This is a genomic window from Pseudomonas sp. PH1b (assembly GCF_000633395.1).
Lineage (GTDB): Bacteria > Pseudomonadota > Gammaproteobacteria > Pseudomonadales > Pseudomonadaceae > Aquipseudomonas.
On sequence record NZ_AYMU01000001.1, the window covers coordinates 524,814 to 549,982 of the forward strand.

Annotated in this window: 19 protein-coding genes; 16 read left to right on the plus strand and 3 right to left on the minus strand. The window is 67.5% G+C overall.

Annotation, left to right across the window (positions count from 1 at the left end; translation table 11 throughout):
- Window positions 1–597: 597 nt before the first annotated feature.
- The 8 genes from U873_RS0102465 (at window position 598) to U873_RS0102500 (ending at window position 10,469) form a co-directional block, all read left to right on the plus strand.
- A complete protein-coding gene (locus U873_RS0102465) occupies window positions 598–3,120 on the plus strand; it encodes a TonB-dependent receptor (protein WP_025126726.1) in 2,523 nt (840 codons plus the stop codon).
- Window positions 3,121–3,183: 63 nt separating this feature from the next.
- Window positions 3,184–5,106, plus strand: coding sequence for a phytase (locus U873_RS0102470; RefSeq protein ID WP_025126727.1), 1,923 nt, complete (start codon window positions 3,184–3,186; stop codon window positions 5,104–5,106).
- 93 nt (window positions 5,107–5,199) lie between these two features.
- A complete protein-coding gene (gene tolQ, locus U873_RS0102475; protein WP_025126728.1) occupies window positions 5,200–5,904 on the plus strand; it encodes a protein TolQ in 705 nt (234 codons plus the stop codon).
- A gap of 15 nt (window positions 5,905–5,919) precedes the next feature.
- Window positions 5,920–6,366, plus strand: a complete 447-nt coding sequence (gene tolR, locus U873_RS0102480; protein WP_025126729.1) for a protein TolR — start codon at window positions 5,920–5,922, stop codon at window positions 6,364–6,366.
- On the plus strand, window positions 6,363–7,181 hold the full coding sequence (locus U873_RS0102485; protein WP_025126730.1) for an energy transducer TonB: 819 nt from the start codon (window positions 6,363–6,365) through the stop codon (window positions 7,179–7,181). Before tolR ends, U873_RS0102485 begins: the two co-directional genes overlap by 4 nt.
- A 173-nt stretch (window positions 7,182–7,354) precedes the next feature.
- Window positions 7,355–7,762, plus strand: coding sequence for a cytochrome c5 family protein (locus U873_RS0102490; protein WP_025126731.1), 408 nt, complete (start codon window positions 7,355–7,357; stop codon window positions 7,760–7,762).
- Window positions 7,763–7,846: 84 nt separating this feature from the next.
- Window positions 7,847–9,175, plus strand: a complete 1,329-nt coding sequence (locus U873_RS0102495) for a D-arabinono-1,4-lactone oxidase (RefSeq protein WP_177330222.1) — start codon at window positions 7,847–7,849, stop codon at window positions 9,173–9,175.
- An 85-nt stretch (window positions 9,176–9,260) separates the two neighbouring features.
- Entirely contained in the window at window positions 9,261–10,469 is a 1,209-nt protein-coding gene (locus U873_RS0102500; RefSeq protein WP_177330223.1) for a DSD1 family PLP-dependent enzyme, read from the plus strand.
- 165 nt (window positions 10,470–10,634) lie between these two features.
- Here U873_RS0102500 and U873_RS0102505 read toward each other — a convergent pair whose 3' ends face one another.
- Window positions 10,635–11,579, minus strand: coding sequence for a transporter (locus U873_RS0102505; protein WP_043274460.1), 945 nt, complete (start codon window positions 11,577–11,579; stop codon window positions 10,635–10,637).
- A 260-nt stretch (window positions 11,580–11,839) separates the two neighbouring features.
- Between U873_RS0102505 and U873_RS0102510 the strand changes: the two genes are divergently transcribed.
- From U873_RS0102510 to U873_RS0102520, 3 genes are all read left to right on the plus strand, one after another.
- Window positions 11,840–12,877 (plus strand): AraC family transcriptional regulator, encoded by a 1,038-nt coding sequence (locus tag U873_RS0102510; protein ID WP_025126735.1) that lies wholly within the window; start codon window positions 11,840–11,842, stop codon window positions 12,875–12,877.
- A 265-nt stretch (window positions 12,878–13,142) separates the two neighbouring features.
- Window positions 13,143–14,030, plus strand: a complete 888-nt coding sequence (locus U873_RS0102515; RefSeq protein ID WP_025126736.1) for a Dyp-type peroxidase — start codon at window positions 13,143–13,145, stop codon at window positions 14,028–14,030.
- A 17-nt stretch (window positions 14,031–14,047) separates the two neighbouring features.
- Window positions 14,048–15,016, plus strand: a complete 969-nt coding sequence (locus U873_RS0102520; protein ID WP_025126737.1) for a Gfo/Idh/MocA family protein — start codon at window positions 14,048–14,050, stop codon at window positions 15,014–15,016.
- Between the two features lie 510 nt (window positions 15,017–15,526).
- On the opposite strand, the gene U873_RS0102525 is transcribed toward U873_RS0102520, so the two are convergent.
- Both U873_RS0102525 and U873_RS0102530 read right to left on the minus strand, forming a co-directional pair.
- The gene (locus U873_RS0102525; protein WP_025126738.1) at window positions 15,527–16,264 is read right to left on the minus strand and encodes a TorF family putative porin; all 738 of its coding nucleotides are present in this window, start codon (window positions 16,262–16,264) and stop codon (window positions 15,527–15,529) included.
- Between the two features lie 101 nt (window positions 16,265–16,365).
- A complete protein-coding gene (locus tag U873_RS0102530) occupies window positions 16,366–18,108 on the minus strand; it encodes an amidohydrolase (RefSeq protein ID WP_025126739.1) in 1,743 nt (580 codons plus the stop codon).
- 103 nt (window positions 18,109–18,211) lie between these two features.
- Between U873_RS0102530 and U873_RS0102535 the strand changes: the two genes are divergently transcribed.
- Genes U873_RS0102535 through U873_RS0102555 form a run of 5 tightly spaced genes read left to right on the plus strand, consistent with a single transcriptional unit; the run spans window position 18,212 to window position 25,028 of the window.
- Complete coding sequence (locus U873_RS0102535; RefSeq protein ID WP_025126740.1) at window positions 18,212–19,129, plus strand: LysR family transcriptional regulator; 918 nt, start codon at window positions 18,212–18,214, stop codon at window positions 19,127–19,129.
- A 38-nt stretch (window positions 19,130–19,167) separates the two neighbouring features.
- Window positions 19,168–19,785: a transcriptional repressor LexA gene (gene lexA, locus U873_RS0102540; RefSeq protein ID WP_025126741.1), complete on the plus strand. Its 618-nt coding sequence runs from the start codon at window positions 19,168–19,170 to the stop codon at window positions 19,783–19,785.
- Window positions 19,785–20,402: a translesion DNA synthesis-associated protein ImuA gene (gene imuA, locus U873_RS0102545; protein WP_025126742.1), complete on the plus strand. Its 618-nt coding sequence runs from the start codon at window positions 19,785–19,787 to the stop codon at window positions 20,400–20,402. Before lexA ends, imuA begins: the two co-directional genes overlap by 1 nt.
- A 7-nt stretch (window positions 20,403–20,409) precedes the next feature.
- A complete protein-coding gene (locus U873_RS0102550; protein WP_025126743.1) occupies window positions 20,410–21,825 on the plus strand; it encodes a DNA polymerase Y family protein in 1,416 nt (471 codons plus the stop codon).
- Complete coding sequence (locus tag U873_RS0102555; protein WP_025126744.1) at window positions 21,822–25,028, plus strand: error-prone DNA polymerase; 3,207 nt, start codon at window positions 21,822–21,824, stop codon at window positions 25,026–25,028. The genes U873_RS0102550 and U873_RS0102555 overlap by 4 nt, the downstream gene beginning before the upstream one ends.
- Window positions 25,029–25,169: the final 141 nt, after the last annotated feature.

The window sequence follows — 25,169 nt, forward strand, 5'->3', positions numbered from 1 at the left end:
CTTCGCTGGCAAGCCAGCTCCTACAGCAGGCAGATAGACCGTGCAGATCCCCGTAGGAGCCGGCTTGCCGGCGAAAGGGCCCGCAAGACATGCAGCGCCCTGGGTGACGCCTTCGCTGGCAAGCCAGCTCCTACAGCAGGCAGATAGACCGTGCAGATCCCCGTAGGAGCCGGCTTGCCGGCGAAAGGGCCCGCAAGTCATGCAGCGCCCCGGATGACGCCTTCGCTGGCAAGCCAGCTCCTACAGCAGGCAGATAGGCCGTGCAGATCCCCGTAGGAGCCGGCTTGCCGGCGAAAGGGCCCGCAAGTGATGCAGCGCCCTGGGTGACGCCTTCGCTGGCAAGCCAGCTCCTACAGCAGGCAGATAGACCGTGCAGTTTCCCGTAGGAGCCGGCTTGCCGGCGAAGGGGCCCGCGCGACGTGCGCTTGCCCAAGGGGTCATTTCAGCTCATTTGCCGGGGCGATACCCGGGCAAAGGGGCGTTTTGCTCGCCTTGCGCCCCGGCCTGTCACAGAACCGTCATTCGCCGACCCTAGCGTGCCCTCCCAGTTGCCGGGCCCCTTGCCCGGCGTCAGCGGACTCTTGGGGGAGGACCATCATGTACAAGCGCAGCAGTCCCGGGCTTGTCAGCTTTACCTTGACCGCGCTGGCCATGGCCATCGCCAGCGAGCGTTTGAATGCCGCGGAGCCAGCGGCCACCGAGCACGTGGAAGTGGTGGGCCAGGCCGCCAGCATCGACCAGGCGCTCAAGGAGCAGCGTCGCTCGGACAGCATCGAGAGCGTGGTGCATGCCGACGGCGTGGCCCAGTTGCCAGACCAGAACGTTGCCGAGGCGGCGCAGCGCCTGCCGGGCATCAGCATCGAGCGCGACCAGGGTGAAGGGCGCTTCGTCAGCGTTCGCGGCCTGGGCCCGGACCTCAACAGCGTGACCATCAACGGCACCCTGGTGCCTTCGCCGGAAAGCGCGCGCCGGGCCGTGGCCCTGGACGTGCTGCCCTCGGAGCTGGTGCAGTCGCTGTCGGTGATCAAGACCCTGACCCCGGACATGGACGCCAACTCCCTGGGCGGCACCGTGGACGTGAAAAGCCTCTCGGCCTTCGACCACAAGGGCCTGTTCTACACCGGCAGCAGCGAGGCCAGCTACGACCAGAACACACGCCAGACCAGCCCGAAATTCTCCGGCGCGGCGAGCAACCGCTTCAGCCTCGGCGACGGCATCGACAACTTCGGCGTGGCCGCGGCCCTGAGCTGGCAGAAGCGCGATTTCGGTTCCGACAACGTCGAGACCGGCGGCGCCTGGGACTTCGAGCAAGGTGCCAAGCTGCAGGAATTCGAGCAGCGCGACTACGCCATCAGCCGCGAGCGCGCCGGTGGCGGCCTGAACTTCGACTACAAGCCCGACGACAGCAGCAGTTACTACCTGCGCACCCTCTACAGCCGCTACAAGGACAGCGAGACCCGCAACTCCACCAGCATCGAGTTCGCCGATCCCCTGGCGGCCGGCGAGCGTGGCGACGCCGAAGCCGCGCGCAAGCTCAAGCAGCGCGAGGAGACCCAGGAGATCCAGTCCTACGTGTTCGGCGGCGAGCGCCAGCTGGGCCTGTGGACCCTCAGCGGCCAGACCGGCTACAGCCGTTCCAGCGAAGACAGCCCGGCGCACATCGCCGGGGCCACCTTCAAGGGCAACAGCGATTTTTCCGATAGCGGTTTCTACGGCAACGGCAAGCCACGCCCGGTGATCGGCGCCGGCTTCTACGACCCGGCCAACTTCACCCTGGACAAGGTCGACTGGGAAAAGCAGAACACCACCGACACCGAGAAGAACCTGCGCCTGGACCTGGCCCGGGACTACGACCTCAGTGGCTACGCCGCGCAGTTCAAGTTCGGCGGCAAGCTCAGCCGGCGTAACAAGGACAACGACCTGGAGGCCTGGGTCTACAAGGACTTCGACGCCCTGGGGTTCAGCGACGCGCAGCTCAACCTCGGGCAGTTCCAGAAGGGCAGCGTGGACTATTCCCTCGGCCGCTTCGGCCCGGGCATCAGTGGCGGTGCCATCAAGCAGTTGATCGGCGGCCTGAATCAGGCGGCCTTCTACGACGAGGAAGAATCCCGGGTCAACGACTTCAAGATCCGCGAAGACATCAACGCCGGCTACTTCATGAACACCCTGGACATCGACGACTGGCGCTTTATCGCCGGCCTGCGCTACGAGGGCACCGAGTTCCAGGCCAAGGGCACCGGGGTCACCGACGGCGCCTTCACCGCCACCGACACCCAACGCCGCTACCAGCACTGGCTGCCGGGGCTGCACGCACGCTACCAGCTGGACAAGAACACCCAGTTGCGCGCGGCCTGGACCAAGAGCGTGGTGCGCCCGACCTTTGGCCAGCTGGCCCCGGGCTTTGTCATCGACGGCGACGAGGCGACCTTCGGCAACCCCGACCTCAAGCCCCTGGAGTCGAGCAACCTGGACCTGGGCATCGAGCACTACATGGGCCATGCCGGCACGGTCTCGGCCTTCGTGTTCTACAAGGACATCCAGAACTTCGTCTACAACACCGACCTGGCCGGCACCGGCGCCTGGAGCGGGTTCTCCGAGGCCCACACCTTCGCCAACGGCGACAGCGCCAAGCTGTACGGCCTGGAGCTGGCCTACTCGCAGAAATTCGACTGGCTGCCGGCGCCGTGGAACGGCTTGCTGGTAGGCGCCAACAGCACCTTCAGCCGTTCCAGCGCGAGCATCGAGGGTTTCGACCAGAAGGCCGGGGTCAACCGCAAGCGCGACATCGACCTGCCCAACCAGTCGAACACCGTGGGCAACCTGATGCTCGGCTGGGAAGACGACAAGCTCAGCCTGCGCCTGTCGGCCAACTACAAGTCGGCCTACCTGTTCGAACTGGCCTCCATCAGCGACAAGGCCCACGACCTGCACGTGGATGCCCAGACCTTCGTCGATTTCAGCGCCAAGTACGCCCTGACCAAGAACCTGCAGCTGAGCTTCGAGGCGCAGAACCTCACCGACCAGCCGTACTTCGTCTACACCGGCAACCGCTCCTACAACGCCCAGTACGAAGAGTACGGCCCGACCTACAAGCTCGGCCTGACCTTCACCCATTTCTAAGCCTGCGGCCGCTGCCCCGGTGGCGGCGGACGCAATCGACTTCTGCCAAGGAATCACCTTTTGATGAGCACTGTATCTGCCCGCAAACCCTGCCTGCTGGCGCTGTTGGTCGGCCTGTCCTGGGGCGCTGCCCAGGCGGCGCCGAGCGTGCCGGGCCTGAACCTCAAGCCCTGGGCCACCGCGCAATTGAGTGTCGAGGCCCTGGGTTTTCTGCCCGTGGGCCAGGGCAGCGAGCGCCTGGCCGCCAGCACCCGCGACGGCTTGTTGCTGCTGGATCAGCAGGGGCGCTCCCTGGCCCAGCTCAAGGGGTCGTTCAGCGGCCTCGACAGCCGCGCCGCCGGCCAGCAGGTGCTGGTGGCCAGCCTCGACAACGACCGTCAGCAGGCGTTGCTGGTGAGCCTTGATCCGGCGACCCGCCGTTGGGGCCAGCCGCTGTACTTGCCGGCCCGGGATTATCCGGTCAATGGCCTGTGCCTGTTTCGCGACGAGGCCAGCAACCTGTTCCTGTTCCTGGTGGGCGAGGAGGGCAAGGGTGAGCAATGGCTGGTGGGCAACGCTGCGCAGTTGAGCGCCGAGCCGCAACGGGTGCGCGGCCTGCCACTGCCGCCTGAGGCCAAGTTCTGCCAGGTAGAGGATGGGGCCCAGCAACTGCTGGTCAATGAACAGAACCTGGGCTGGTGGGCCTACCCGGCCCACGCCGAAGCCGACACCAGCCGCCAGCCGGTGGCCTTGCGTGCTCCTTTCGGCGCCATCGCCAAGAGCGCCGGGGCCATGGCCCTGGTGCCGGGCGGGGTACTGGGCCTGGACCCCAAGGCTGCGCAACTGCACCTCTTTCAGCAGCAGGCCAAGGGCTGGACGGCCGAGGCCACGCTGCCACTCCAGGGCCTCAAGGAACCGGAGAACCTAGCCGTGCGCGCCACGGCCAAGGGCCTGCAAGTGCTGCTGCGCGATGACCAGGACGGGCGCCTGTACCAGGGCCAGCTGGATTGGCAACCGACGCCGCAGGCCCTGCCACAGGTGTTGCCCAGCGTGATGGCCGCGGCGCAGAGCGCGCCGGTGGGGCGCCAGGGCGATGCCGCCGATGATCCGGCGATCTGGATTCACCCCCAGCGCCCGGAATTGAGCCGGGTGCTGGGCACCAACAAGAAGCAGGGCCTGCTGGCCTATGACCTGCAGGGCAAGCTGTTGCAGGAGCTGGCGGTGGGCCGCCTGAACAACGTCGACGTGCGGCCCAACTTCCAGCTCGGCGAGCGCCGCGTGGACCTGGCCGTGGCCAGCAACCGCGACCGCAACAGCCTCAGCCTGTTCGCCATCGACCGGGCCAGCGGCGAGCTGAGCGAGGCCGGGGAGGTGCCCACGCCGCTCAAGGAAATCTACGGCATCTGCCTGTTCCAGCCGGCCAGCGGCGAGATCTACGCCATTGCCAACGACAAGGACGGCACCTTCGTCCAGTACCGCCTGAGCGCCCCCGGCGGCACCGCCCAGGGCGAGCTGGTGCGCCAGTTCAAGGTGGCCAGCCAGCCCGAGGGCTGCGTCGCCGACGACCAGCGCCAGCGGCTGTTTCTCGGTGAAGAGGATGTCGGGGTCTGGGCGGTGGATGCCCGTCCCGAGCAGCCGGCGACCCTGCACAGCGTGATCAAGGTCGGTGGCCTGCTGCAGGCCGATGTCGAAGGCCTGGCCCTGTACCAGAGCGAGGCCCGGGACTACCTGGTGATTTCCAGCCAGGGCAACGACAGCTACCTGGTGCTCGATGCCGAGCCGCCCTTTGCTTCCCACGGTGCGTTCCGGGTCGGCCTCAACGCTGCGGCAAGGATCGACGGCGCCTCGGAAACCGATGGCCTGGAAGTCACCTCGGCCAACCTCGGCGGGCCCTGGGGGCAGGGCCTGCTGGTGGTCCAGGACGGGCGCAAGCGCATGCCCGAAGACACCCAGAACTTCAAGTTGGTGCCCTGGGCCGACGTCACCCGGGCCCTGAAGCTGCCCTGAGCCGGCGGTCATCACCCGGTCATTTGAATCTCATCGAATAGTCCTGCCAGCACTGGCTCACGCCCTGGCGGGCACCCGAGAAGGAGTTCCACCATGCAGGCCACACTCGAACACATGAGCATCTGGGGGCTGGTCAGCGAGGCCAGCCTGTTGGTCAAGGCGGTGATGCTGAGTTTGCTTCTGGCGTCGCTGCTCAGCTGGTACCTGATCATCCAGCGCGCCAGCGTACTGCGCGCAGACGAGCGCCGGCTCAACGCGTTCATCCAGCGCTTTCGCGCGGCCCCCGAACTCTTGCCGCTGTACCGCGACACGGCCCAGCAAGCGGACCCGCAGGGCGGCGTCGAGCCGATCTTCCTCGCCGGCTTCCAGGAGTTCAGCCACCTGCGCTTGCACAGCGCCGCCGAGGCGGTGCTCGACGGGGTGGAACGGGCCCTGTACGTGGCCGTCAGTGAACAGGAAACCCGCCTGGAGAAGGGCCTGCAGTTTCTCGCCAGTGTGGGTTCGGTGAGCCCTTACATCGGCCTGTTCGGCACCGTGTGGGGGATCATGAACTCCTTCCTCGGCCTGTCCCAGGTGCAGCAGGCGAGCCTGTCCACCGTGGCCCCGGGGATTGCCGAGGCGCTGATCGCCACCGCCATGGGCCTGTTCGCGGCGATCCCCGCGGTGATCGCCTACAACCGTTTTGCCGCCCGCAGCCAGACCCTGCTGACCCGCTACTACGCCTTCGGCAACGAGCTGCAAGTGCGCCTGCACCGGACCCTGCAGGGCACCCCGAGCCACCTGGCCGTGGCCGCCTGAACGAGGAGCAAACCGATGTTAGTCAGGCCGCAACGCAAGCACGGACCCAAGGCGGAAATGAACGTGGTGCCCTATATCGACGTGATGCTGGTGCTGCTGGTGATCTTCATGGTCACCGCGCCGATGCTCACCCAGGGGGTGAAGCTCGAATTGCCCAAGGTTGCCAGCGAGGCCCTGGCCACCGACAGCCGCCAGCAGATCCTCACCCTGTCGGTGCAGGCCAGCGGTGGCTACTACTGGAACCTGGGCAGCGAGTTGGACACCCACAGCCAGACCGACAGCGCCGTGGACCTTGAGCAGATGCGCGCCAAGGTGGCCCAGGTGATTGCCCAGCGCGGCGACACCCAGGTGTACATCCGCGCCGACCAGGACGCCGCCTACGCCAGCGTGGTGGCGGCCATGGCCGCCTTGCAGCAGGGTGGGGTGCGCAACCTCGGGCTGGTGACCGAGGCCCCGCAATGACGGCGCTCAGCATGCCCGGCCCGGCCTTGCTGCCGATGGCCCCCGAGGCGTCCGGTTTCTGGCGCAACAGCCTGGCGGCGAGCCTGGCCCTGGCCCTGCACGCCGGGGTGCTGGCGGCGCTGGTGCTGGGCGGGGCGGTGGACACGCCGAAGGCCGAAACACCGCCGGTGCTGACCACCCAACTGGTGATGCTGGCGCCGCCCGCCGCGCCTGCGCCACCCGTGCCGGCAGTGGCCGAGGTGTCGCCACCGCCACCGCCACCACCTGCGGCTGCGCTGGCACCGCCCACGCCCCAGGTCGCCCCCCAGGAGCAGGCGCAAAAGCTGGAGCAGGCGGCCCTGGCGCGCAAGCGCGTGCAAGACAAGCAGCGCGAGCAGGTGCAGGAGCAACAGCGCCAGCAGCGCGAGCGCCTGGAGGCCGAACAGCGGCAGCGCGATACCGAGCAACGCCTGGCCCAGGAACAGGCGCAACAGGCCCAGCGTGCCGAGCAGTCGCGGCTGGCCGCCGAGCGTGCGCGCCAGCAGGCCGCCCAGGCGGCGGCCGACAGCCGCCAGTACCAGCCCCTGAGCAAGGAGGCGCCGGACTATCCGCAGCGAGCCCTGGACAAGAACCTGCAAGGCGACTGCACCGTGGAGTACAGCGTCAACCCACAGGGCCGGGTGGAGAACCCCAAGGTCATCGATGGCTGCCATCCGCTGTTCATGCGCCCGTCCCTGGCGGCGGTGGCGACCTTCCGTTACCAGCCACGCTTGCTCGATGGCCGGGCAGTCACGGTGCCGGCGGTGCGCAACACCTTCCATTACCGGATCCACTAGGGCCTCGGGCGCCCATCGAGGTTGCCCGAGGGCTCGTTGTGTGGCCGAGCAAGTCCCCTTGGCTGTCCGCCAATGCCCTCAACCGCGGCGTCGGGGTGCCTTAGTGTGGCCGGGTGTGGTCCGCTCCAGTTGCTGGGGCGGGCCCTTTGCCCTGGCCGCACAGAGGACCGTCGATGCCCACCGCCATTCCCGCTTGTTCCCGCCCGCTGAGGCAGCCCGCCTGGTTTGTCTTGCGTCTGGCTCCAGTGCTGCTCCTGGGCCTGTTGTTGAGTGCCTGCGGCGAAGCTGAAGCCCCCGCTGCCGGGCGCCTCGACGCCGCCCGGCAGCGCCCGGCCGACCCGGCCCTGGCCCAGGTCTACGCCAGCAGCTGCCAGCTGTGCCACGCCAACCCGGCCTCCGGCGCGCCCCTGGCCGGCGATGCCAAGGCCTGGGCCCCGCGCCTGGCCCAGGGTGCCGACACCCTGCTGGACCACAGCATCAACGGCTATCAGGGCATGCCGCCCATGGGCCAGTGCATGCAGTGCAGCGAGGAGCAGTTCCTGGCCCTGATCAGTTTCATGTCCGGCCACTCATTCCAATAACAAGACAAGGACCGCCCCATGGTCATGCCTCTTTCTCGACGCCGGCTGCTGCAAGGGGCCGGCGCCCTCGGTGCCTTTGCCGCACTGTGCAGCAACCCGGTGCTGGCCGAGCTGGTCCGCGCCCCGCGGCTGATCCCCTGGCGCAACTGGTCCGGCGCGCAAAGCTGCCTGCCCGAGGCGCGGCTGGCGCCCAAGGACCTCGACGAACTGATCCGGGTGATCCGCCAGGCCCCGGGCAAGGTCCGTCCGGTGGGTTCCGGGCATTCCTTCAGCGCCCTGGTGCCCACCGACGGCACCTTGCTGTCCCTGGCCTATTTCAACGGCCTGCTGGCGCACGACTCCAAGACCCTGCAGGCCGAGTTCGCCGCCGGCACGCCGATGGCGCTGATGGGCCCGGCCCTCAAGGACGTGGGCCAGGCCCTGTGGAACATGGCGGACATCGACTACCAGACCCTGGCCGGGGCGATTTCCACCTCCACCCACGGCACTGGGGTCGGCTTCGGTTCCTATTCGTCCCAGGTCTGCGGCCTGCAACTGGTGAGCGCCCAGGGTGAAGTGCTGGACTGCGATCACCAGGGCAACGCCGAAGTGTTCCACGCCGCCCGGGTGTCCCTCGGTGCCCTGGGGGTGACCACCCGGGTGCGCTTGCAGAATCGCGCGGCCTACCGCCTGCGGGAAAAACAATGGATCGCCAGGACCGACGAACTGCTGGAAGACATGGACCACCTCACCCGTGACAACCAGCACTGGGAAATGCTCGTGGTCACCCATTCCGACTACGCCCTGGCGGTGGCGCTGAACGAAACCTCCGATCCGGCCACTGCGCCCAGGGATCCGGCGGAAGAGGGCGGCAACGAATTCGTCAGCCTGATCGAGAACCTCGACAAGTACGTCAGCGACTTCCCCGAGACTCGCCGCCACCTGCTCAACAGCCTGCGCTGGCTGGCGCGTTTCGATGAGCGGGTCGGGGATTCCTTCCAGGTCTACGCCAACGTGCGCAGCGTGCGCTTCAACGAGATGGAGTACTCGGTGCCGGCAGCCCAGGGCCCAGCCTGCCTGCGGGAAATCCTCGCGCTGATCCGCGACAAGGACCTGCGCACCTGGTTTCCCATCGAGTACCGCTACGTCAAGGCCGATGACATTCCCCTGAGCATGTTCGAGGGCCGCGACAGCTGTTCGATCTCGGTGCACCAGCACTACAGCATGGATCACCACAACTTCTTCGCCGCAGTGGAGCCGATCTTCTGGAAGTATCAGGGCCGTCCGCACTGGGGCAAGCATCACAGTCTCAACGCTCGCACCTTGCAGGGGCTGTACCCGCAGTGGTCGGCCTTTGCCAGGGTGCGCCAGGAACTGGACCCCCAGGGCAAGTTCATCAATGCCCACCTGGCCTCGGTGCTGGGTGTGGCGTGAAACGGAGATTCAGCACATGAACCGTCGTCATTTCATGGCCGGCACCCTGGGTGCCGGTGTCCTGCTGGCGGGCGTCGGCGCCTGGCTGCGGCCCGGTGACCGGGGCGCGCCCTACAGCCCTTACTTCGCTGCGCTCAACCGCGAACTCAAGGCCAACGGGCCGATGCAGCCGGTGATGCTGATCGACCTCGACCGCCTGGACCACAATATCGACCAGGTGATGCAGTCGGTGCGCGCCGGGGGCAAGCAGCTGCGCCTGGTGGAGAAGTCCCTGCCGTCGCCGGGGCTGCTGGGCTATATCGCCCAGCGCGCCGGCACCCGGCGCTTGATGTCCTTCCACCAGCCGTTTCTCAATCACGATGCCCAGGTGTTCCCCGACGCCGATATCCTCCTGGGCAAGCCGCTGCCGGTGCGCGCCGCGCAATTGTTCTACCAGCAGCTCAAGGGACCCTTCGACCCCCAGCGTCAGTTGCAGTGGCTGCTGGACACCCCCGAACGCCTGCAGCAGTACCTGGCGCTGGCCCAGGGCCTGGGCCAGCGGATGCGCATCAATATCGAGCTGGACGTGGGCCTGCACCGGGGCGGGGTGGCAGACAACGCCGTGCTGGGGCAGATGCTCGGCCTGATCCAGGCCAATCCCCAGCACCTGGAGTTTGCCGGGTTCATGGGCTACGACCCCTTTGTCGACATGGGCGTGCCGGGGATCCTCGGCTCCCCGCAGAGCCTGTTCGCCCAGGTCATGCTGCTCTACAACGGTTTCGTCGATTTCACCCGCCAGCAGTACCCGGCCCTGTGGCGTGCTGGCCTGACCCTGAACACCGCCGGCAGCCCCAGCTATCGCCGGCATCAGCAGGAGTCCTTGAGCACCGAACTGTCGGTGGGCACGGCGCTGCTCAAACCTAGCCACTACGACCTGGCGTCCCTGGAGCAGCATGTACCGGCGGCCTTTATCGCCACCCCGGTGCTCAAGAGCACCGGCCCGGTGCGGATCCCGGCCCTGGACGACAAGTCGCGGCTGTTCTCCTGGTGGGACAGCAACCAGCGGGCGACCTTTTTCATCTACGGCGGCCACTGGCTGGCGGACTTCGAGTCGCCGGCGGGCCTGCAGAGCAACGAGCTGTTTGGCCGCAGCTCCAATCAGGAGATGGTCAACGGCTCCCCGGCGGTGGGCCTGCAGGTGGACGACCAGGTGTTCCTGCGGCCGCAGCAGAGCGAGGCGGTGCTTCTGCAATTCGGCGACCTGCTGGCGCTGCGCGGCGGGCGCATCGTCGAACGCTGGCCGGTTTATAGGTGAGGGGCAGCTGCAAGCCGCAAGCTGCAAGCTGCAAGCGAAAAGCGAAAAGCGAAAAGCGAAAAATAACAAAACCCAAGCTTCAAACCCCAAGCTTGAGGCTTGAGGCTTGAGGCTTGAGGCTTGAGGCTTGAGGCTTGAGGCTTGAGGCTTGCCGGCGGGGCGGCTCTAGAGGGCGAAGGGGATGGTCAGCTTGGCCCAGAGCATGTCGCCTTCGGGGCGGTTCTTCACTTCGAACTCCTTGGCCCAGCGCACCTCGGCGCTGGCGTACTTGAGAAAGCGCAGGTGCACTGCCGGGCCGATGGCGAATACCTGTCCGCGCACGCCATCACTGACGTCCTCGCCCATGAAGGTCACGGTCTTGCCGAACTGCTTGTCGTCGGTGGTCTGCTTCAGGTAGTAGCCGTTGAGCCCCAGGCTCAGGTCATCGGTCACCCGGTAGCTGGCCGAATAGTCGAAGTGGAAGATCTGCCCGGAGCGGTAGTCGGTGGCGTGGTTTTCCTGGTTGAAGCTGTAGGTGGTCTTGAACGACAGTTCGCTGCGCTCGCTGGGCAGCCAGGTCATGGAGAACAGCGGTTTGTAGGTGCTGAAGTTGTTGCTGGTGTTGGCCAGCCGCTCGGCATCGTATTCGCCGGTGGGCAAGGTCACTTCCACCGCCGCGCCCAGGGTCAGGTTGGGCCCCAGGTCCCAGAGAATGATCGGCGCGAAGGTGGTGTCGCCCATGCTCTCGCGGCGGTCGCTCTGGCCGAACAGCGACACCTGCTGGCGCAGGTAGGGCTGGGCCACGTAACCCCCGAGGCGGCCGCCGAAGACTCGCAGCGGGCTCAGGTAGTCCAGGCGCGGGATGATCGCGTCGGAGGTGATCTTGACCTCCTGCACCTTGCCGCCAAAAGAGCTGATGTCGAGCTTCTTGGCCTGGTAGTGGTTGTAGTAGAGGTTGAAGGCGAACATGTGGTCCGGCAGTTGGTCGGGGCTCAGGGGCAGGACGTAGAAACCGTCGGTGCCGGGGCCGATGTTGTCGACCCCGGACTCCGTGGCCTGGGCGGTCAGACTGCAGGACGCCATCAGGGCCAGGCCCAGGCGCAGAGGGGAGGTGAGACGCTTCGGGTGCATGGTTGGGCTCATTCTTATTGTTAGTGGGGGAGCGCGGTGGCAGGCGCGCCGGCCGCCCCATAGAAATAAGCCCTGGCCGGGGCGCGGGGCAGGGTATTGGCGGCCACTGAGGGGGACTTTGTCGGACAGGTTGCAATGCCTTGTTACATTCTCCCGCCAATTCCCCCGCCACGGGATATGCTTGGGCTGCCGGTGGTGCCTTGGCACCGGTGCAGCCCGACAATAAGAACAGCCGCCCAAGCGGCCCGGAAGCCGACTCCATGCCGATCAAAGCCGTCGATGCCCATGACCAGCTAGCCCTGGTTTCACCCTTCCTGTTGCAGACCCTGGCCGATGTCGCCCAGGACAAAGGGGTCAGCGCCGAGCGCCTGTGCCGGGGCCTGGGCTTTACCCTGGACGACTTGCAAGACCCGACCCTGCGCATCTCCTACCGCCAGGCGGTGGCGATGATCGAGCGCGCCCTGGCGGCCTTGCCCCAGCAGGGGCTGGGGCTCTGGGTCGGCAGCCGCAACGTGCTGGGCACTTTGGGCCTGCTGGGCCACGCCCTGTCCCTGTGCCGGACCCTGGGCGATGCCTTCGAACTGGGTATCCGCCACCAGCACACCTCGGGCACCATCGTCAGCGCCGACGTCGGGCGCCAGGGGGATGAGTTCTTTGTCGAACTGCAATGCCGCCTGCCCTATGGCGAGGTGCAGATCTTTGCTGCCGAAGAGTTCTTCGCCAGCCTGCTGATCTATGGCCGGGCGCTGTTGAGTGCGGACTTCCAGGCGTTGCGGGTGGAGTTCATGCACGCCGCGCCGGCTTATGCCGAGCTCTATACCCGCTTGCTCGGCGACAATGTGCGCTTCGGTTGCCTGCAGGCGCGCCTGGTGATCGAGGCCCGCTGGCTGCAGGTGCCGCTGCCCAATCACCACCCGGTGGCCCTGCGCCAGGCCCTCAAGTTGCTGGAACTGGAAAGCGCCCAGGTGCACCAGAAGATGGACCTGATCCAGGCGGTGGAGCGGGCCCTGTCCCGGGACCTGCGGGCCGGCAGCCCGATCGAGCAGGTGGCAGGGGACCTGAACATGAGCGGGCGCACCCTGCGCCGGCGCCTGACCGAGCACGGCCTGACCTTCGAAGCGCTGCTGGAGCGGGTGCGCCAGGCCCGCACCCTGACCCTGCTGGGCAACCCGGAGCTGTCCATCGAACGCATCACCGAAGAGGTCGGCTACAGCGACGTGCGCAGCTTCCGCCGGGCCTTCAAGCGCTGGACCGGCCTGAGCCCCAGCGCCTTTCGCGAAGAAACCGCGGTGCACTGATCCCTCTCTGCCTGGGGGCTCGTGCGCCCCGGCGACGCCAGCCAAGGCCTGCTTGCGCGACCAGGGCTGCCGGGCCCCGTGGCGAGGGTGCTTGCTCGCGCCAGGCGCTCGTGAACATGAAGGATTGAGTCATCGAGCCTGGCTGTTTCAAGGCCGTGGCCATCCTCTGCCTGTCTGTCTGCGGCAAAGGGTCCCGCCTTCGCGTGTCGACGCTGACGCCGGCCGTCCGGAGGGTTAAACTGCCCGGCTTCATTCAGGAGTTCCCATGAGTTACTACCAGCCCGGCATCCTCGCTGCACCCGTTCCGTCCCAGGCCCGTCACCTGTTTTTTAGCCTTGAGTCCATCGAGGCCTTGCCCCAGGCCCTCGATCAATTGCTCACGCGGGTCGACGGCGCAACGGCGGTGGCAGGGTTTGGTGCTTCGCTGGTCAAGGCCCTGGGGGCTCGGGTGCAAGGGCTCAAGGCGTTCCCGGCGCTGACCGGGGTCGGTGTCGACAACCCTTCGACCCAGCACGCCCTGTGGGTCTGGTTGCACGGTGACGAGCGCGGCGAACTGCTGCACCGCAGCAATGAGCTTGAGGCCGCTCTGGCCCCGGCCTTTCGCCTGGTGCAGATGAGCGAGGCGTTCCGCCACAAGACCGGCCACGACCTCACCGGCTACGAAGACGGCACGGAAAACCCCGAGGACCAGGCCGCTGTGGCCGCTGCACTGGCCACGGGCGATGACGGCCTGCGCGGTGGCAGCTTTGCCGCGATCCAGCAGTGGCAGCACGACTTCAAGGGGTTTGCCGCGATGTCGCCCGAAGCGCGTGACCACATCATCGGCCGCCGCCTGAGCGACAACGAAGAACTGGACGACGCGCCGGAATATGCCCACGTCAAGCGCACCGCCCAGGAAAGCTTTACCCCGGAAGCCTTCATGGTGCGCCGCTCGATGCCGTGGATCGAAGGCGACAAGGGCGGCCTGATGTTCCTGGCGTTTGGCTGCACCCTGAATGCCTTCGAAGTGCAGCTGCGACGCATGAGCGGCCTGGAAGACGGCATCGTCGATGGCCTGTACCGCATGAGCCGGCCGATCACCGGCGGCTACTACTGGTGCCCGCCGCTGCGGGACGGTCGCCTCGACCTGAGCGCGCTGCAAGCGCCGAAATGAACACCGGGGCCGAGCCGCTGAGGACCGTGCGCTGGGGCATGATCGGTTGCGGCAGTGTTACCGAGCGCAAGAGCGGCCCGGCCTTCTACAAGGCTCCAGGGTCGGCGCTGGTGGCGGTGATGGGACGCCGGGCCGAGGCGGTGCGCGACTATGCGCAGCGCCACGGCATTGCCCGCTGGTACACCGATGCCCAGGCCCTGATCGACGACCCTGAGGTGGACGCGGTGTACATTGCCACGCCCCCCGACAGTCATCACGCCTACAGCCTGCAAGTGGCCGCCGCCGGCAAGCATTGCTGCGTGGAAAAACCCATGGCCCTGCATGCCGGGCAAAGCCTGGCCATGCAGCAGGCCTTCGAGCAGGCCGGGTTGCATCTGTTCGTCTCCTATTACCGGCGTTCCTTGCCGCGCTTTGCGCAGGTGCGGCAATGGCTGGCGGATGGGCGCATCGGTACGGTCCGGCACTTGCACTGGAGCCTGAGCAAGGCCGCCTCCGAGGCCGACCGCAGCGGCGCGGCCAATTGGCGTACCGACCCGCAAGTGGCCGGCGGCGGCTATTTCGCCGATTTGGCCAGCCATGGCCTGGACCTGTTCCAGTACCTGCTGGGCGATATCGTCGAGGTGGCCGGCTTCAGCACCCGCCAGGCCGGGCTGTATGCCGCCGAGGATGCGGTCAGCGCCAGCTGGCGCTTCGCCTGTGGGGCGCTGGGTAGCGGCGCCTGGAACTTCGTCGCCGACCGCCGGGTGGACCGGGTGGAAATCATCGGCAGCCAGGGGCGCATCACTTTTTCCGTGTTCGACGAGCATCCGCTGCAACTCGAAGCCGAAGAGACCCTGAACCTGTTCATCGACAACCCCGAGCACATCCAGTGGCATCACGTGCAGGGCATGAACGCCCATATCCGCGGCCAGATCCGGCACCCGGCCCTGGCCAGCGAAGCCCTGAAGACCGACCGGCTGATGGACCGGATCCTGCAGCGCGGCTGATCCGTGGGGGCATGCCTTGCGGGCCTCTTCGCCGGCAAGCCGGCTCCTACGAGGAACTGCACGATCTATCTGATTGCTGTAGGCGCTGGCTTGCCAGCGAAGGCGCCCGTCCAGGCGATGCAAGACTCAAGGTCCTCTTCGCCGGCAAGCCGGCTCCTACGGGGAACTGCATGATCTATCTGATTGCTGTAGGCGCTGGCTCGCCAGCGAAGGCGTCCGTTCAGGCGATGCAAGACTCAAGGGCCTGTTCGCCGGCAAGCCGGCTCCTACGGGGAACTGCACGATCTATCTGATTGCTGTAGGAGCTGGCTTGCCAGCGAAGGCGCCCGTCCAGGCGATGCAAGACTCAAGGGCCTGTTCGCCGGCAAGCCGGCTCCTACGGGGATCTGCGCGGTCTGTCTGACTGCTGTAGGAGCTGGCTTGCCAGCGAAGGCGTCCACCCAGGCGGTGCAAGACTCAAGGACCTCTTCGTCGGCAAGCCGGCTCCTACGGGGGCGGGCGGCTGGTCGCTCAGAAGGTCTTGGTGACGCTGGCCACCCAGGTCGCTCCGCACAGGTCGCTGAAGCCGTAGTTGCTGGTGCACTGGCTGCGGGACAGGTCGGTGTCGATGTAGCTCAGGCCCAGTTCCAGCCCGGCCAGTTCCCGGGTCAGTTTGGCTTGCCATTCGTGGTAGCTGTCCTCGCCCTGGCCCGAGGCACGGATCAGCCGCGGGTCCTTGAAGTCCATCTGGCCGTAGCGCAGTTGCAGCCCCAGTTCCAGGGGCAGTCGGGTCTCGTAGCCGAGGTAGCGGTACAGGGTGCTCTGCTGGCTGTCGAGGCCGGGGGCATCGTCGGAGTAATAGGCTGCCAGCTTGACCCCGTAGACGCTGAGGATGCCGTACACCTCGCTCTGGTTGAACTGGGCTTCCCGGGGGTAGCTGTACTTCAGGTAGCCCAGGTCCAGGCTGATGTCTGCGCTGGCCTGCCACAGCCAGCCGCCGTAGTAGTCGACTTCCTGGCGGGTCTTCAGGCCACCGCCGAAATCGACGTTGGAGCTCCAGGTGCCCAGGTACAGGCCGCTGCTGTGCAGCAGGGTCACGGCAGCCTGGGCCGCGGGGTCGTTCTGGGTCTGGGAGATGCCGCGGGTGCGGTAGTCGCTGGCCAGGGTCAGCTCCAGTTCCACGGCCAGGTCGTCGGTCAGGGGCAGGGCGTGGCCGGCCTGCGGCAGCAGGCACACGGCGCCCAGGGTGAGCAGGGTGAGGGTCTTCATGGGTATCCCGTTGTTGTGATTGTTATGGGGGAGCGGGCAAGGCGGCGCCGTACCCCGGCGTCACCAGGGCGCGGGGCAGGCGGTGCAACGGTGGCGCGGGGTCAGAGCGGGCGGCTGTAGATCTCGCGGCCGGCGAACCAGGTCTGCAGCACCTGGGTTTCATGCAGGGCCTTTTCATCGACAGCGAACACGTCGCGATCGACGACGATGAAGTCGGCCTGCTTGCCGGCTGTCAGCGAGCCGATCTGCTGCTCCAGGCCAAGGGTGCGCGCGGCATTCAGGGTGTAGGCGTAGAACAGGGTTTCGCGGTCCAGGCTTTCATCGGCATTGAGCACCCCCATCGGGCCCTGGCGGGTGATGGCCTGGGCCATGGCGTTCCATGGGTTGGGCGAGGACACCGGCCAGTCGCTGGCACCGGCGAGGGTCGCGCCCTGCTTGAGCAGCGAGTGCGCCGGGTACTGGTAGCGGAACGCCAGGGCACTGACGTAGGGCTTGATCATGTCGGTGGTGTAGTCGTCGGCCGAGGCCCACAGCAGTTGCATCGAGGCGATCACGTTGAGCGGCTTGAACCGGGCGAACTCCTTGGGGTTGACCATCTGCAGGTGGGTGATGGAGTGGGTGATGCCGCTCTGGCGGTCCTTGCGTGCCTGCTCGATGCCGTTCAGGGATTCACGCACCGCGCGGTCGCCGATGGCATGGATGTGCACCAGCCAGCCGCGCTGGTCGATGGCGCTGACCAGCTCGCCGAAGTGCGCCGGGTCGATCAGCAGTTCGCCGGGTTTGTGGGAGTTCTTGTAGGGTTCGAGCATCGCTGCGCTCTGGGCCGGGTACTCGATCACCCCGTCGGCGAAGATCTTGATCCCTGGCAGCGTCAGGTTGGGGATGCCCTGGAATTGCTGGCGCACCTTGTCCAGGGTGTCGAGGTCGGCCGGTACGCTTTTCGGGTTGGCCACCAGCAGCGCGGCGACGTGGGCGGTCAGGCCGCCGCTTTGCGCCAGGGCCTTGTAGGCGGGGAGCATGCCCACGGTCTTTTCGGTGGGCTTGAGGGCGAACAGCGCTTCGCCGGGGGCGGCGTTGGCGGCCGGGTCCATCCAGGCGGTGATGCCCAGGCTGTTGTTGTAGTGCAGGGCCGATTGCGCCGCTCGCAGCAGGGTCGCGGCGTCGGCCACCGGCATCTGCGCCGCGACCCGGTCCCAGCCGGCGTCCACCAGGAATCCGTTGGGGCGGCCGTCCGCCAGGCTGCCGATGGTGCCGCGCTCGGCCTCGGGCAGGCGCTTGAGCAGGGCGGCGTCGATGCCGGCGCGTTGCAGCATGACGTCATTGGCCCAGGCGGTGTGGTGGTCGCTGCCGGTGAGCACCACCGCTACCTTGGCCCACTCACCGCGGTTGAAACGCTGGCCCAGGGCTTCGGCCTGGGCCCAGTAGGCCGAACTGATGCCGGCGATGTTCAGCACATCGCCGTGCCGGGCGGTGCCGTCGTCACGCCAGGTGCGCAGGCGCTGCTCCAGCTCGTCGAGCTTGAGCACTTCGTCCTGCAGATTGGCGGAGGTCATTTCCAGGCCGCCGAAGATCGCGTGGGAGTGGGTGTCGATCAGGCCCGGCATCAGGGTCTTGCCCTGCAGATCGATGACCCGGGTGCCCTTGTCGATCAGCGCCTTGATCTGTGCATCGCTGCCCACCTGCAAGACCTTGCCGTTCTCCACTGCCAGGGCCTGGACCTTGGGCTGGGCGCGGTCGGCGGTGAAGATCTGGCCATTGAGCAGCACCAGGTCGGTGGCGGCCATGGCTTCCATCGAGGCAAAACCCATGGCGACCAGCAGCAGGTTGGGGATGAATCTTTTCATCGAGCATTTCCTTATTATTCTGGGTGATCGGCAGATTAGGGGCTGATCACGCTCAGCAGAACGCCTCGCCAGCGAAAAACATTTTTGCCTGAATGGAAAAACCATGGACAAGTTGAGTGCCTTGAAGATGTTCGTGGTCACCGCGCAACTGGGCAGTTTCAGCCGGGCTGCCGAGCAATTGGGCAAGACCCCCTCGGCCCTGACCAAGGCGGTCAACCACCTGGAGGCCGACCTCGGCGCGCGCTTGTTCGAGCGCAGCACCCGGCGCATCGTGCTCACCGAGGTCGGCCGGCTCTACCTGGAAACCGCGCGCCAGGTGCTGCAGCGGCTGGAAGAGGTGGGCGAGGAGGTCGAGCAGTTGCAGCATGGCCTGCGGGGCAATCTCAAGGTCACCGCGCCCCTGGCCTACGGCCAGGCGTTTCTCGATCAGGTCTGTGGCGGTTTTCTGCAGCAGTACCCGCAGATCAACCTGCAGGTGGACCTGTGCGACGAGTTCGTCAACCTGTTGGAAAGCGGCTACGACCTGGCCCTGCGCGAAGGCCATGACGACTTGCCGGGGCTGATCGCCCGGGTGGTCGGGCGCAATTGCCTGGCCCTGTGTGCCAGCCCCGTCTACCTGGCCCGCAAGGGCCTGGCGGTGACCCCGCAGACCCTCGACCAGCATGAATGGCTGCTCTATCGCCACCCCTTGCTCAGTCGCGAGTTCTGGTGGGTCGAGCGCGACGGCCAGCGCCTGAGCCTGGCGCAACCCCTGGCACCGCGGTTGCGCAGCGACAACTACGACCTGCTGCTGGCCAATGCCCTGGCCGGGGTCGGGCTGTTGCACACCCCGCTGTGGAGCGCCGCGCCCTACCTGGCCGACGGGCGCCTGGTGCGCTTGATGGCGGACTACGCCATCGACCCGGATTCCTTCGGTCCGCACATCCTCGCGGTCTACCCCAGCCACCGCCGGGCGACGGCCAAGGTGCAGGCGTTCATCGACTATGTGGAAGGTTTTCTGGCCAGCCGCGGGCTGGACTGATTGGCGGTTCTTGTCAGATAAATCTGAGAAGAGTACAAATGTACTCCATGACGACTTTATCTCCCCGCCGCAGTGCCATCCTGACGTTTATCCGCGAACGCATCGCCGATCATGGTCAGCCCCCAAGCCTCGCTGAAATCAGCGAGGCTTTCGGTTTCGCCTCCCGCAGCGTGGCGCGCAAGCACGTGCTGGCGCTGACCGAGGCCGGGTTTATCGAGGTCAACCCGAACCAGGCCCGGGGCATCCGCCTGGTGCATCAGGGCCGGCGCCCCGAACTGCTGGAGATCCCGGTGCTGGGGCGGGTGGCCGCCGGTGCGCCGATCGATGCCGATGCCCAGGTGCACAGCCGCTTGATGCTCGATGCCGGGCTGTTTTCCCGTACCCCGGACTACCTGTTGCGGGTGCAGGGCGACTCGATGATCGGCGACGGCATTCTCGATGGCGACCTGGTGGCAGTGCGCCGCAGCAGCGAGGTGCGCAACGGCCAGATCGTGGTGGCCCGGCTGGACGGTGAGGTCACCATCAAGCGTTTTGAGCGCAGTGGCGAGCAGGTGCGCCTGCTGCCGCGCAACCCGGCGTATGAACCGATCCTGGTGGAGGCCGATCGGGAGCTGGCCATCGAAGGGGTGTTCTGTGGCCTGGTGAGGCAAGGCTGATGGGCGCCGTGGTTGCCCTGGACTCGCTGTTCAATGCCGGCCGGGTGTGGAAGGGCCGGCCGGCTGCGCCCAGCGTCAGCCCGCAGCCCACGGGCCATGCGGCGCTGGATGCGGCCTTGCCCAGTGGCGGTTGGCCGGAAGCGGCCCTGAGCGAGATCCTCATCGCCGCCGAGGGCGTGGGCGAGTTGCAACTGTTATGGCCGACCCTGGCGCGGCTGGCGGCGGCGGGCGAGCGCATCGTGCTGGTGGCGCCACCCTACGTGCCCTATCCCCAGGCCTGGCAGAACGCCGGGGTGGATGTGCGCCAGTTGTCGCTGATCCGGGCGGCCGACCGCGATGCCCTGTGGGCGGCCGAGCAGTGCCTGCGCTCGGGCAGTTGCGGTGCGGTGCTGTGCTGGCCGCAACAGGCCGATGACCGGGCCTTGCGGCGCCTGCAGGTGGCAGCCGAGACCGGCCAGACCCTGGCCTTCGCCTATCGCTCGCAGGCCGAGGCCGTCAACCCGTCGCCAGCGGCCCTGCGGATCGCGGTGGATGCCCGGCCGGCGCAGTTGCGGGTGCTCAAGTGCCGGGGCGGGCTGGCCCATTCGGCACCGATTGCTTTCAGCCCGGGGCATTGAGGTTGCCATGCGCTGGGTCTGTATCCTGTTCCCGCAATTGGCGCTGGACGCGGCGCTGCGCCAGCGCGCCGAACCCGAGGCGCCCCTGGCGCTGCTCAGCGGTACCCCGCAGCGGCGGGTGATCCAGGCGGTGAATGAGGCCGCCCGGCAACTGGGCCTGCGCCCCGGGCAGTCGCTGACCGCCGCCCAGGCCCTGACCAAGGCCTTTGCCAGCGCCGAATACGACCCGCAGCAGATCGAGCACTGGCAGCAGTTCCTGGCGGCCTGGGCCTATTCCTTCAGTTCCCAGGTCAGCGTTGCCTACCCGCGCACTTTGGTGCTGGAGATCGAATCGAGCCTGGGGCTGTTCGGCCCCTGGCCGCAGCTGGAGGCGCGCCTGCGCCGGGAACTTGTGGCCCTGGGCTTTCGTCACCGGATTGTCGCCGCGCCCAACCCGGCGGCGGCCCGGGCCCTGGCCAATGCCTACGACGGGCTGGCGGTGGCCGATCAGGCAAGCTTGCGCCAGGCCCTGGGGCCGATGCCCATCGAGCGCCTGGGGCTGGTGCCGGAGCAGGCCACGGCCTTGTCGCGCATGGGCCTGCGCACCTTCGAGCAATTGCGCGCCTTGCCCCGGCCAAGCCTGGCCCGGCGTTTTGATGGCGGCTTGCTCAAGCACCTCGATACCTTGCTCGGGGAACGCCCGCTGGGGCTGGCCTTCTACCAGCCGCCGGACCGTTTCGACCTGCGCATCGAACTGAATTTCGATGTGCTGTCGCACCAGGCGCTGCTGTTTCCCCTGCGCCGGTTGACGGCCGACCTGGCGGCCTTTCTCTGCGGCCGCGACAGCGGGGTGCAGCGCTTTGCCCTGCACCTGGAACATGCCGAGGGCGCCGACACCCTGATCCCGGTGGGCCTGCTCAGCGCCGAGCGCGACCCGGCGCTGCTCTTCGAACTGGCCCGCGGGCGCCTGGAGCAGATCCAGGTGCCGGCGCCGGTGCGCAACCTGCGGCTGGTGGCCGAGGACCTGCCCTTGTTCGTGCCCCAGCACACCGAGCTGTTCGACGAGCGCCCGCAGCAGAACCTGCCCTGGGAGCAGTTGCGCGAGCGCCTGCGGGCGCGCTTGGGGGATGAGGCGGTGCAGGGCCTTGGGCACCGCGCCGATCATCGTCCCGAATGCAGCTGGCAGGCCCTGAGCGACCCGCGGCCGTGCCCGGCCAGCCCCGGGCTGCGCCGCCCCGGCTGGCTGTTCAGCGAGCCCCAGGCCTTGAGCGAGGACACGGTGCGCATCCTCATGGGCCCGGAACGCATCGAGTCTGGCTGGTGGGACGGGGGGGACGTGCGCCGCGACTACTACCTGGTGCAAACCCGCAGCGGCCAGCAGGGCTGGGCCTATCGCTGCGTCGGCGAACCCGGGCCGCTGCTGCTGCAAGGCTGGTTCGCATGAGCGGCTACGCCGAGCTGCATTGCCTGTCCAATTTCAGTTTCCAGCGCGGCGCCTCCAGTGCCGCGGAGCTGTTCCAGCGCGCCAAGGCCCTGGGCTACCAGGCCCTGGCGATCACCGATGAATGCACTCTGGCGGGCATCGTGCGGGCCTGGCAGGCGGCCGACGAGGCGGGCCTGAAGCTGATCGTCGGCAGTGAAATGCAGGTCGAGGACGGCCCGCGTCTGGTGCTGCTGGTAGAAGACCTGGCGGGCTACCAGGGCCTGTGCCGGCTGATCACCCGGGCCCGGCGCCGGGCCGAGAAGGGCTGCTACCGGTTGCTGCGCGAAGACTTCGCTGAACCCTTGCCGGGGCTCCTGGCCCTGTGGCTGACGGACGGCGCCGGGCCGCCGGAGCAGGGGCACTGGCTGCAGCGGCTATTCCCCGGGCGGCTGTGGCTGGCGGTGGAGTTGCACTGCGGCCAGGACGACACCCGGCGCCTGCAGGAGCTGTTGGCCCTGGCCCGGCAACTGGCGCTGCCGGCCCTGGCCTGTGGCGATGTGCACATGCATGTGCGCGGACGCCGGGCGCTGCAGGACACCATGACCGCGATCCGTCATCACCTGCCGGTGGCCGAGGCCGGCCAGCGCCTGTTCGCCAATGGCGAGCGTCATCTGCGAGGGCTGTCGGTGCTGCAAGGCCTGTACCCCCAGGCCCTGCTCGACGAATCGCTGCGGGTCGCCGAGCGCTGCCATTTCGACCTCGGCCAACTGCGTTATGAATACCCCCGGGAGCTGGTGCCCGACGGCCACGACGCCAAGTCCTGGCTGCGGGTCCTGACCCGGCGCGGGATCCTCCGGCGCTGGCCCGGCGGGGCCCGGGCCGAGGTGCTGAAGCAGATCGAAACAGAACTCGAACTGATCAGCGAACTGGGCTACGAGAGCTATTTCCTCACCGTGCACGACATCGTCGACTTCGCCCGGCGCCAGGCCATTCTCTGCCAGGGCCGGGGCTCGGCGGCCAACTCGGTGGTGTGCTTCGCCCTGGGCATCACCGAGATCGACCCGGACCGTTCGACCCTGCTGTTCGAGCGCTTTCTGTCCCGGGAGCGCAACGAGCCGCCGGACATCGACGTCGATTTCGAGCATGAGCGCCGCGAGGAGGTGCTGCAGTACGTGTTCCAGCGCTACGGCCGGCACCGCGCGGCGCTGACCGCGGTGGTCAGCAGCTACCACGGCGCCGGCGCAGTACGCGACGTGGCCAAGGCCCTGGGCCTGCCCCCGGACCAGGTCAATGCCCTGGCCGACTGCTGCGGCCACTGGAGCGATACGCCGCCCAGCGTCGAACGTTTGCAGGAGGCCGGCTTCGACCCCGAGAGCCCGGTGCTGCGCCGGGTGCTGAGCCTGACCGGGCAGTTGATAGGCTTTCCCCGGCACCTGTCCCAGCACCCTGGCGGCTTCGTGATTTCCCAGCAGCCCCTGGACAGCCTGGTGCCGGTGGAGAACGCCAGCATGGCCGAGCGCACGGTGATCCAGTGGGACAAGGACGACCTGGACCGGGTCGGCCTGCTCAAGGTCGACATCCTGGCCCTGGGCATGCTCAGCGCCATCCGCCGCTGCTTCGACCTGATCCACGGCTATCGCCAGCAGCGCTACAGCCTGGCGAGCATTCCTCCCGAGGACGCCGCGACCTACGAAATGATCGGCCGCGCCGACACCATCGGGGTGTTCCAGATCGAGTCCCGGGCGCAGATGTCGATGCTGCCCAGGCTCAAGCCCAAGAACTTCTACGACCTGGTGATCGAGGTGGCCATCGTGCGCCCGGGGCCAATCCAGGGCGGCATGGTTCATCCCTACCTGCGCCGGCGCAAGAACGAGGAAGCGGTGACCTACCCTTCGCCGGAGCTGGAGGTGGTGCTCCAGCGCACCCTGGGGGTGCCGCTGTTCCAGGAGCAAGTGATGCAGATCGCCATTGTCGCCGCCGACTACACCCCGGGCGAGGCCGACCAGTTGCGCCGTTCCATGGCCGCCTGGAAGCGTCACGGCGGCCTGGAACCGCACCGCGAACGGCTGCGCCAGGGCATGCGCAGGAACGGCTACAGCGATGCGTTCGCGGCGCAGATCTTCGAGCAGATCAAGGGCTTTGGCAGCTACGGCTTTCCCGAGTCCCACGCCGCCAGCTTCGCCTTGCTGACCTACGCCAGTTGCTGGCTCAAATGCCATGAGCCGGCGGCCTTCGCCTGTGCCCTGATCAACAGCTGGCCGATGGGCTTCTACAGCCCGGACCAGATCCTCCAGGACGCCCGGCGCCACGGTTTGCAGATCCGGCCGGTGGATGTGGGGGCGAGCCACTGGGATTGCAGCCTGGAACCGATCCAGGGCCAGTCCAGAGGGGCTGAAAAGCTTGCGAGTGAAGGCCGGGCCGGGCCGGAACAGGCGAGGGCGCAGGCTGTGAATGAGCCTGGCGAACCTGCTTGCAACGCAAGATGGCCGAACGCGACAGTCACCGCTTCTGGCCAGCCGGCCCTGCGCCTGGGCCTGCGGATGATCAAGGGCTTTCGCCAGGAAGATGCCCGGCGCATCGAGGACGCCCGGCAGCAGCGGGCCTTTGTTGACATCGCCGACCTCGGGCGCCGGGCCCGGCTGGATGACCGCGCCCAGGAACTGCTGGCCGATGCCGGGGCCTTGCGCGGCCTGGCCGGGGATCGCTTCCGGGCCCGCTGGGAAGTGGCCGGGGTCGAGCAACAGCTGGGGCTGTTCGCGGCCCTGCCGAGCCAGGAAGAGGACGCGGTGAGCCTGCCCCGGCCCAGCGTCGGCGAAGACCTGCAGGCCGATTACCACAGCCTCGGCACCACCCTGGGGCCGCACCCGCTGGCGTTGCTGCGGGCCCAGCTCAAGGCCCAGCGTTGCCGCAGTTCCCGGGAGCTGCAGGAGGTCGAGCATGGGCGGCCAGTGAGCGTCGCCGGGCTGGTCACCGGCCGCCAGCGTCCGGGCACCGCCAGTGGGGTGACCTTCGTCACCCTCGAAGACGAGTTCGGCAACGTCAATGTGGTGGTCTGGCGCGACTTGGCCGAGCGCCAGCGCCGGGTACTGGTGGGCTCGCAGCTGCTGCGGGTCGACGGCATCCTGGAAACCGAGGGCGAGGTGCGGCACCTGATCGCCGGACGCCTGAGGGACCTGAGCCCGTTGCTGGACGGCATCAGCGTGCGCAGCCGGGATTTTCGCTGACGGATCAGGCACTTGCCTGCGGGTGGCGTAAACCGGGTGCCTGCCCTGGGATTTGAAAGACGCCAATGGACTGACGTCAAAGATTTTTATTCCTTTTCGCGATGATAGCGTTTTGTCATACTCACCGCCGACGGCGCCCCC

Excerpts from the sequence above, each read along its gene's own strand:
- U873_RS0102515 (WP_025126736.1), top strand. The coding sequence starts at position 13,143 with ATGAGTTACTACCAGCCCGGCATCCTCGCTGCACCCGTTCCGTCCCAG.
- U873_RS0102485 (WP_025126730.1), top strand. The coding sequence starts at position 6,363 with ATGACGGCGCTCAGCATGCCCGGCCCGGCCTTGCTGCCGATGGCCCCC.
- U873_RS0102490 (WP_025126731.1), top strand. The coding sequence starts at position 7,355 with ATGCCCACCGCCATTCCCGCTTGTTCCCGCCCGCTGAGGCAGCCCGCC.
- U873_RS0102510 (WP_025126735.1), top strand. The coding sequence starts at position 11,840 with ATGCCGATCAAAGCCGTCGATGCCCATGACCAGCTAGCCCTGGTTTCA.
- U873_RS0102535 (WP_025126740.1), top strand. The coding sequence starts at position 18,212 with ATGGACAAGTTGAGTGCCTTGAAGATGTTCGTGGTCACCGCGCAACTG.
- tolR (WP_025126729.1), top strand. The coding sequence starts at position 5,920 with ATGTTAGTCAGGCCGCAACGCAAGCACGGACCCAAGGCGGAAATGAAC.
- U873_RS0102530 (WP_025126739.1), bottom strand. The coding sequence starts at position 18,108 with ATGAAAAGATTCATCCCCAACCTGCTGCTGGTCGCCATGGGTTTTGCC.
- U873_RS0102555 (WP_025126744.1), top strand. The coding sequence starts at position 21,822 with ATGAGCGGCTACGCCGAGCTGCATTGCCTGTCCAATTTCAGTTTCCAG.
- lexA (WP_025126741.1), top strand. The coding sequence starts at position 19,168 with ATGTACTCCATGACGACTTTATCTCCCCGCCGCAGTGCCATCCTGACG.
- U873_RS0102465 (WP_025126726.1), top strand. The coding sequence starts at position 598 with ATGTACAAGCGCAGCAGTCCCGGGCTTGTCAGCTTTACCTTGACCGCG.
- U873_RS0102505 (WP_043274460.1), bottom strand. The coding sequence starts at position 11,579 with ATGCACCCGAAGCGTCTCACCTCCCCTCTGCGCCTGGGCCTGGCCCTG.
- U873_RS0102470 (WP_025126727.1), top strand. The coding sequence starts at position 3,184 with ATGAGCACTGTATCTGCCCGCAAACCCTGCCTGCTGGCGCTGTTGGTC.
- U873_RS0102525 (WP_025126738.1), bottom strand. The coding sequence starts at position 16,264 with ATGAAGACCCTCACCCTGCTCACCCTGGGCGCCGTGTGCCTGCTGCCG.
- imuA (WP_025126742.1), top strand. The coding sequence starts at position 19,785 with ATGGGCGCCGTGGTTGCCCTGGACTCGCTGTTCAATGCCGGCCGGGTG.
- tolQ (WP_025126728.1), top strand. The coding sequence starts at position 5,200 with ATGCAGGCCACACTCGAACACATGAGCATCTGGGGGCTGGTCAGCGAG.
- U873_RS0102550 (WP_025126743.1), top strand. The coding sequence starts at position 20,410 with ATGCGCTGGGTCTGTATCCTGTTCCCGCAATTGGCGCTGGACGCGGCG.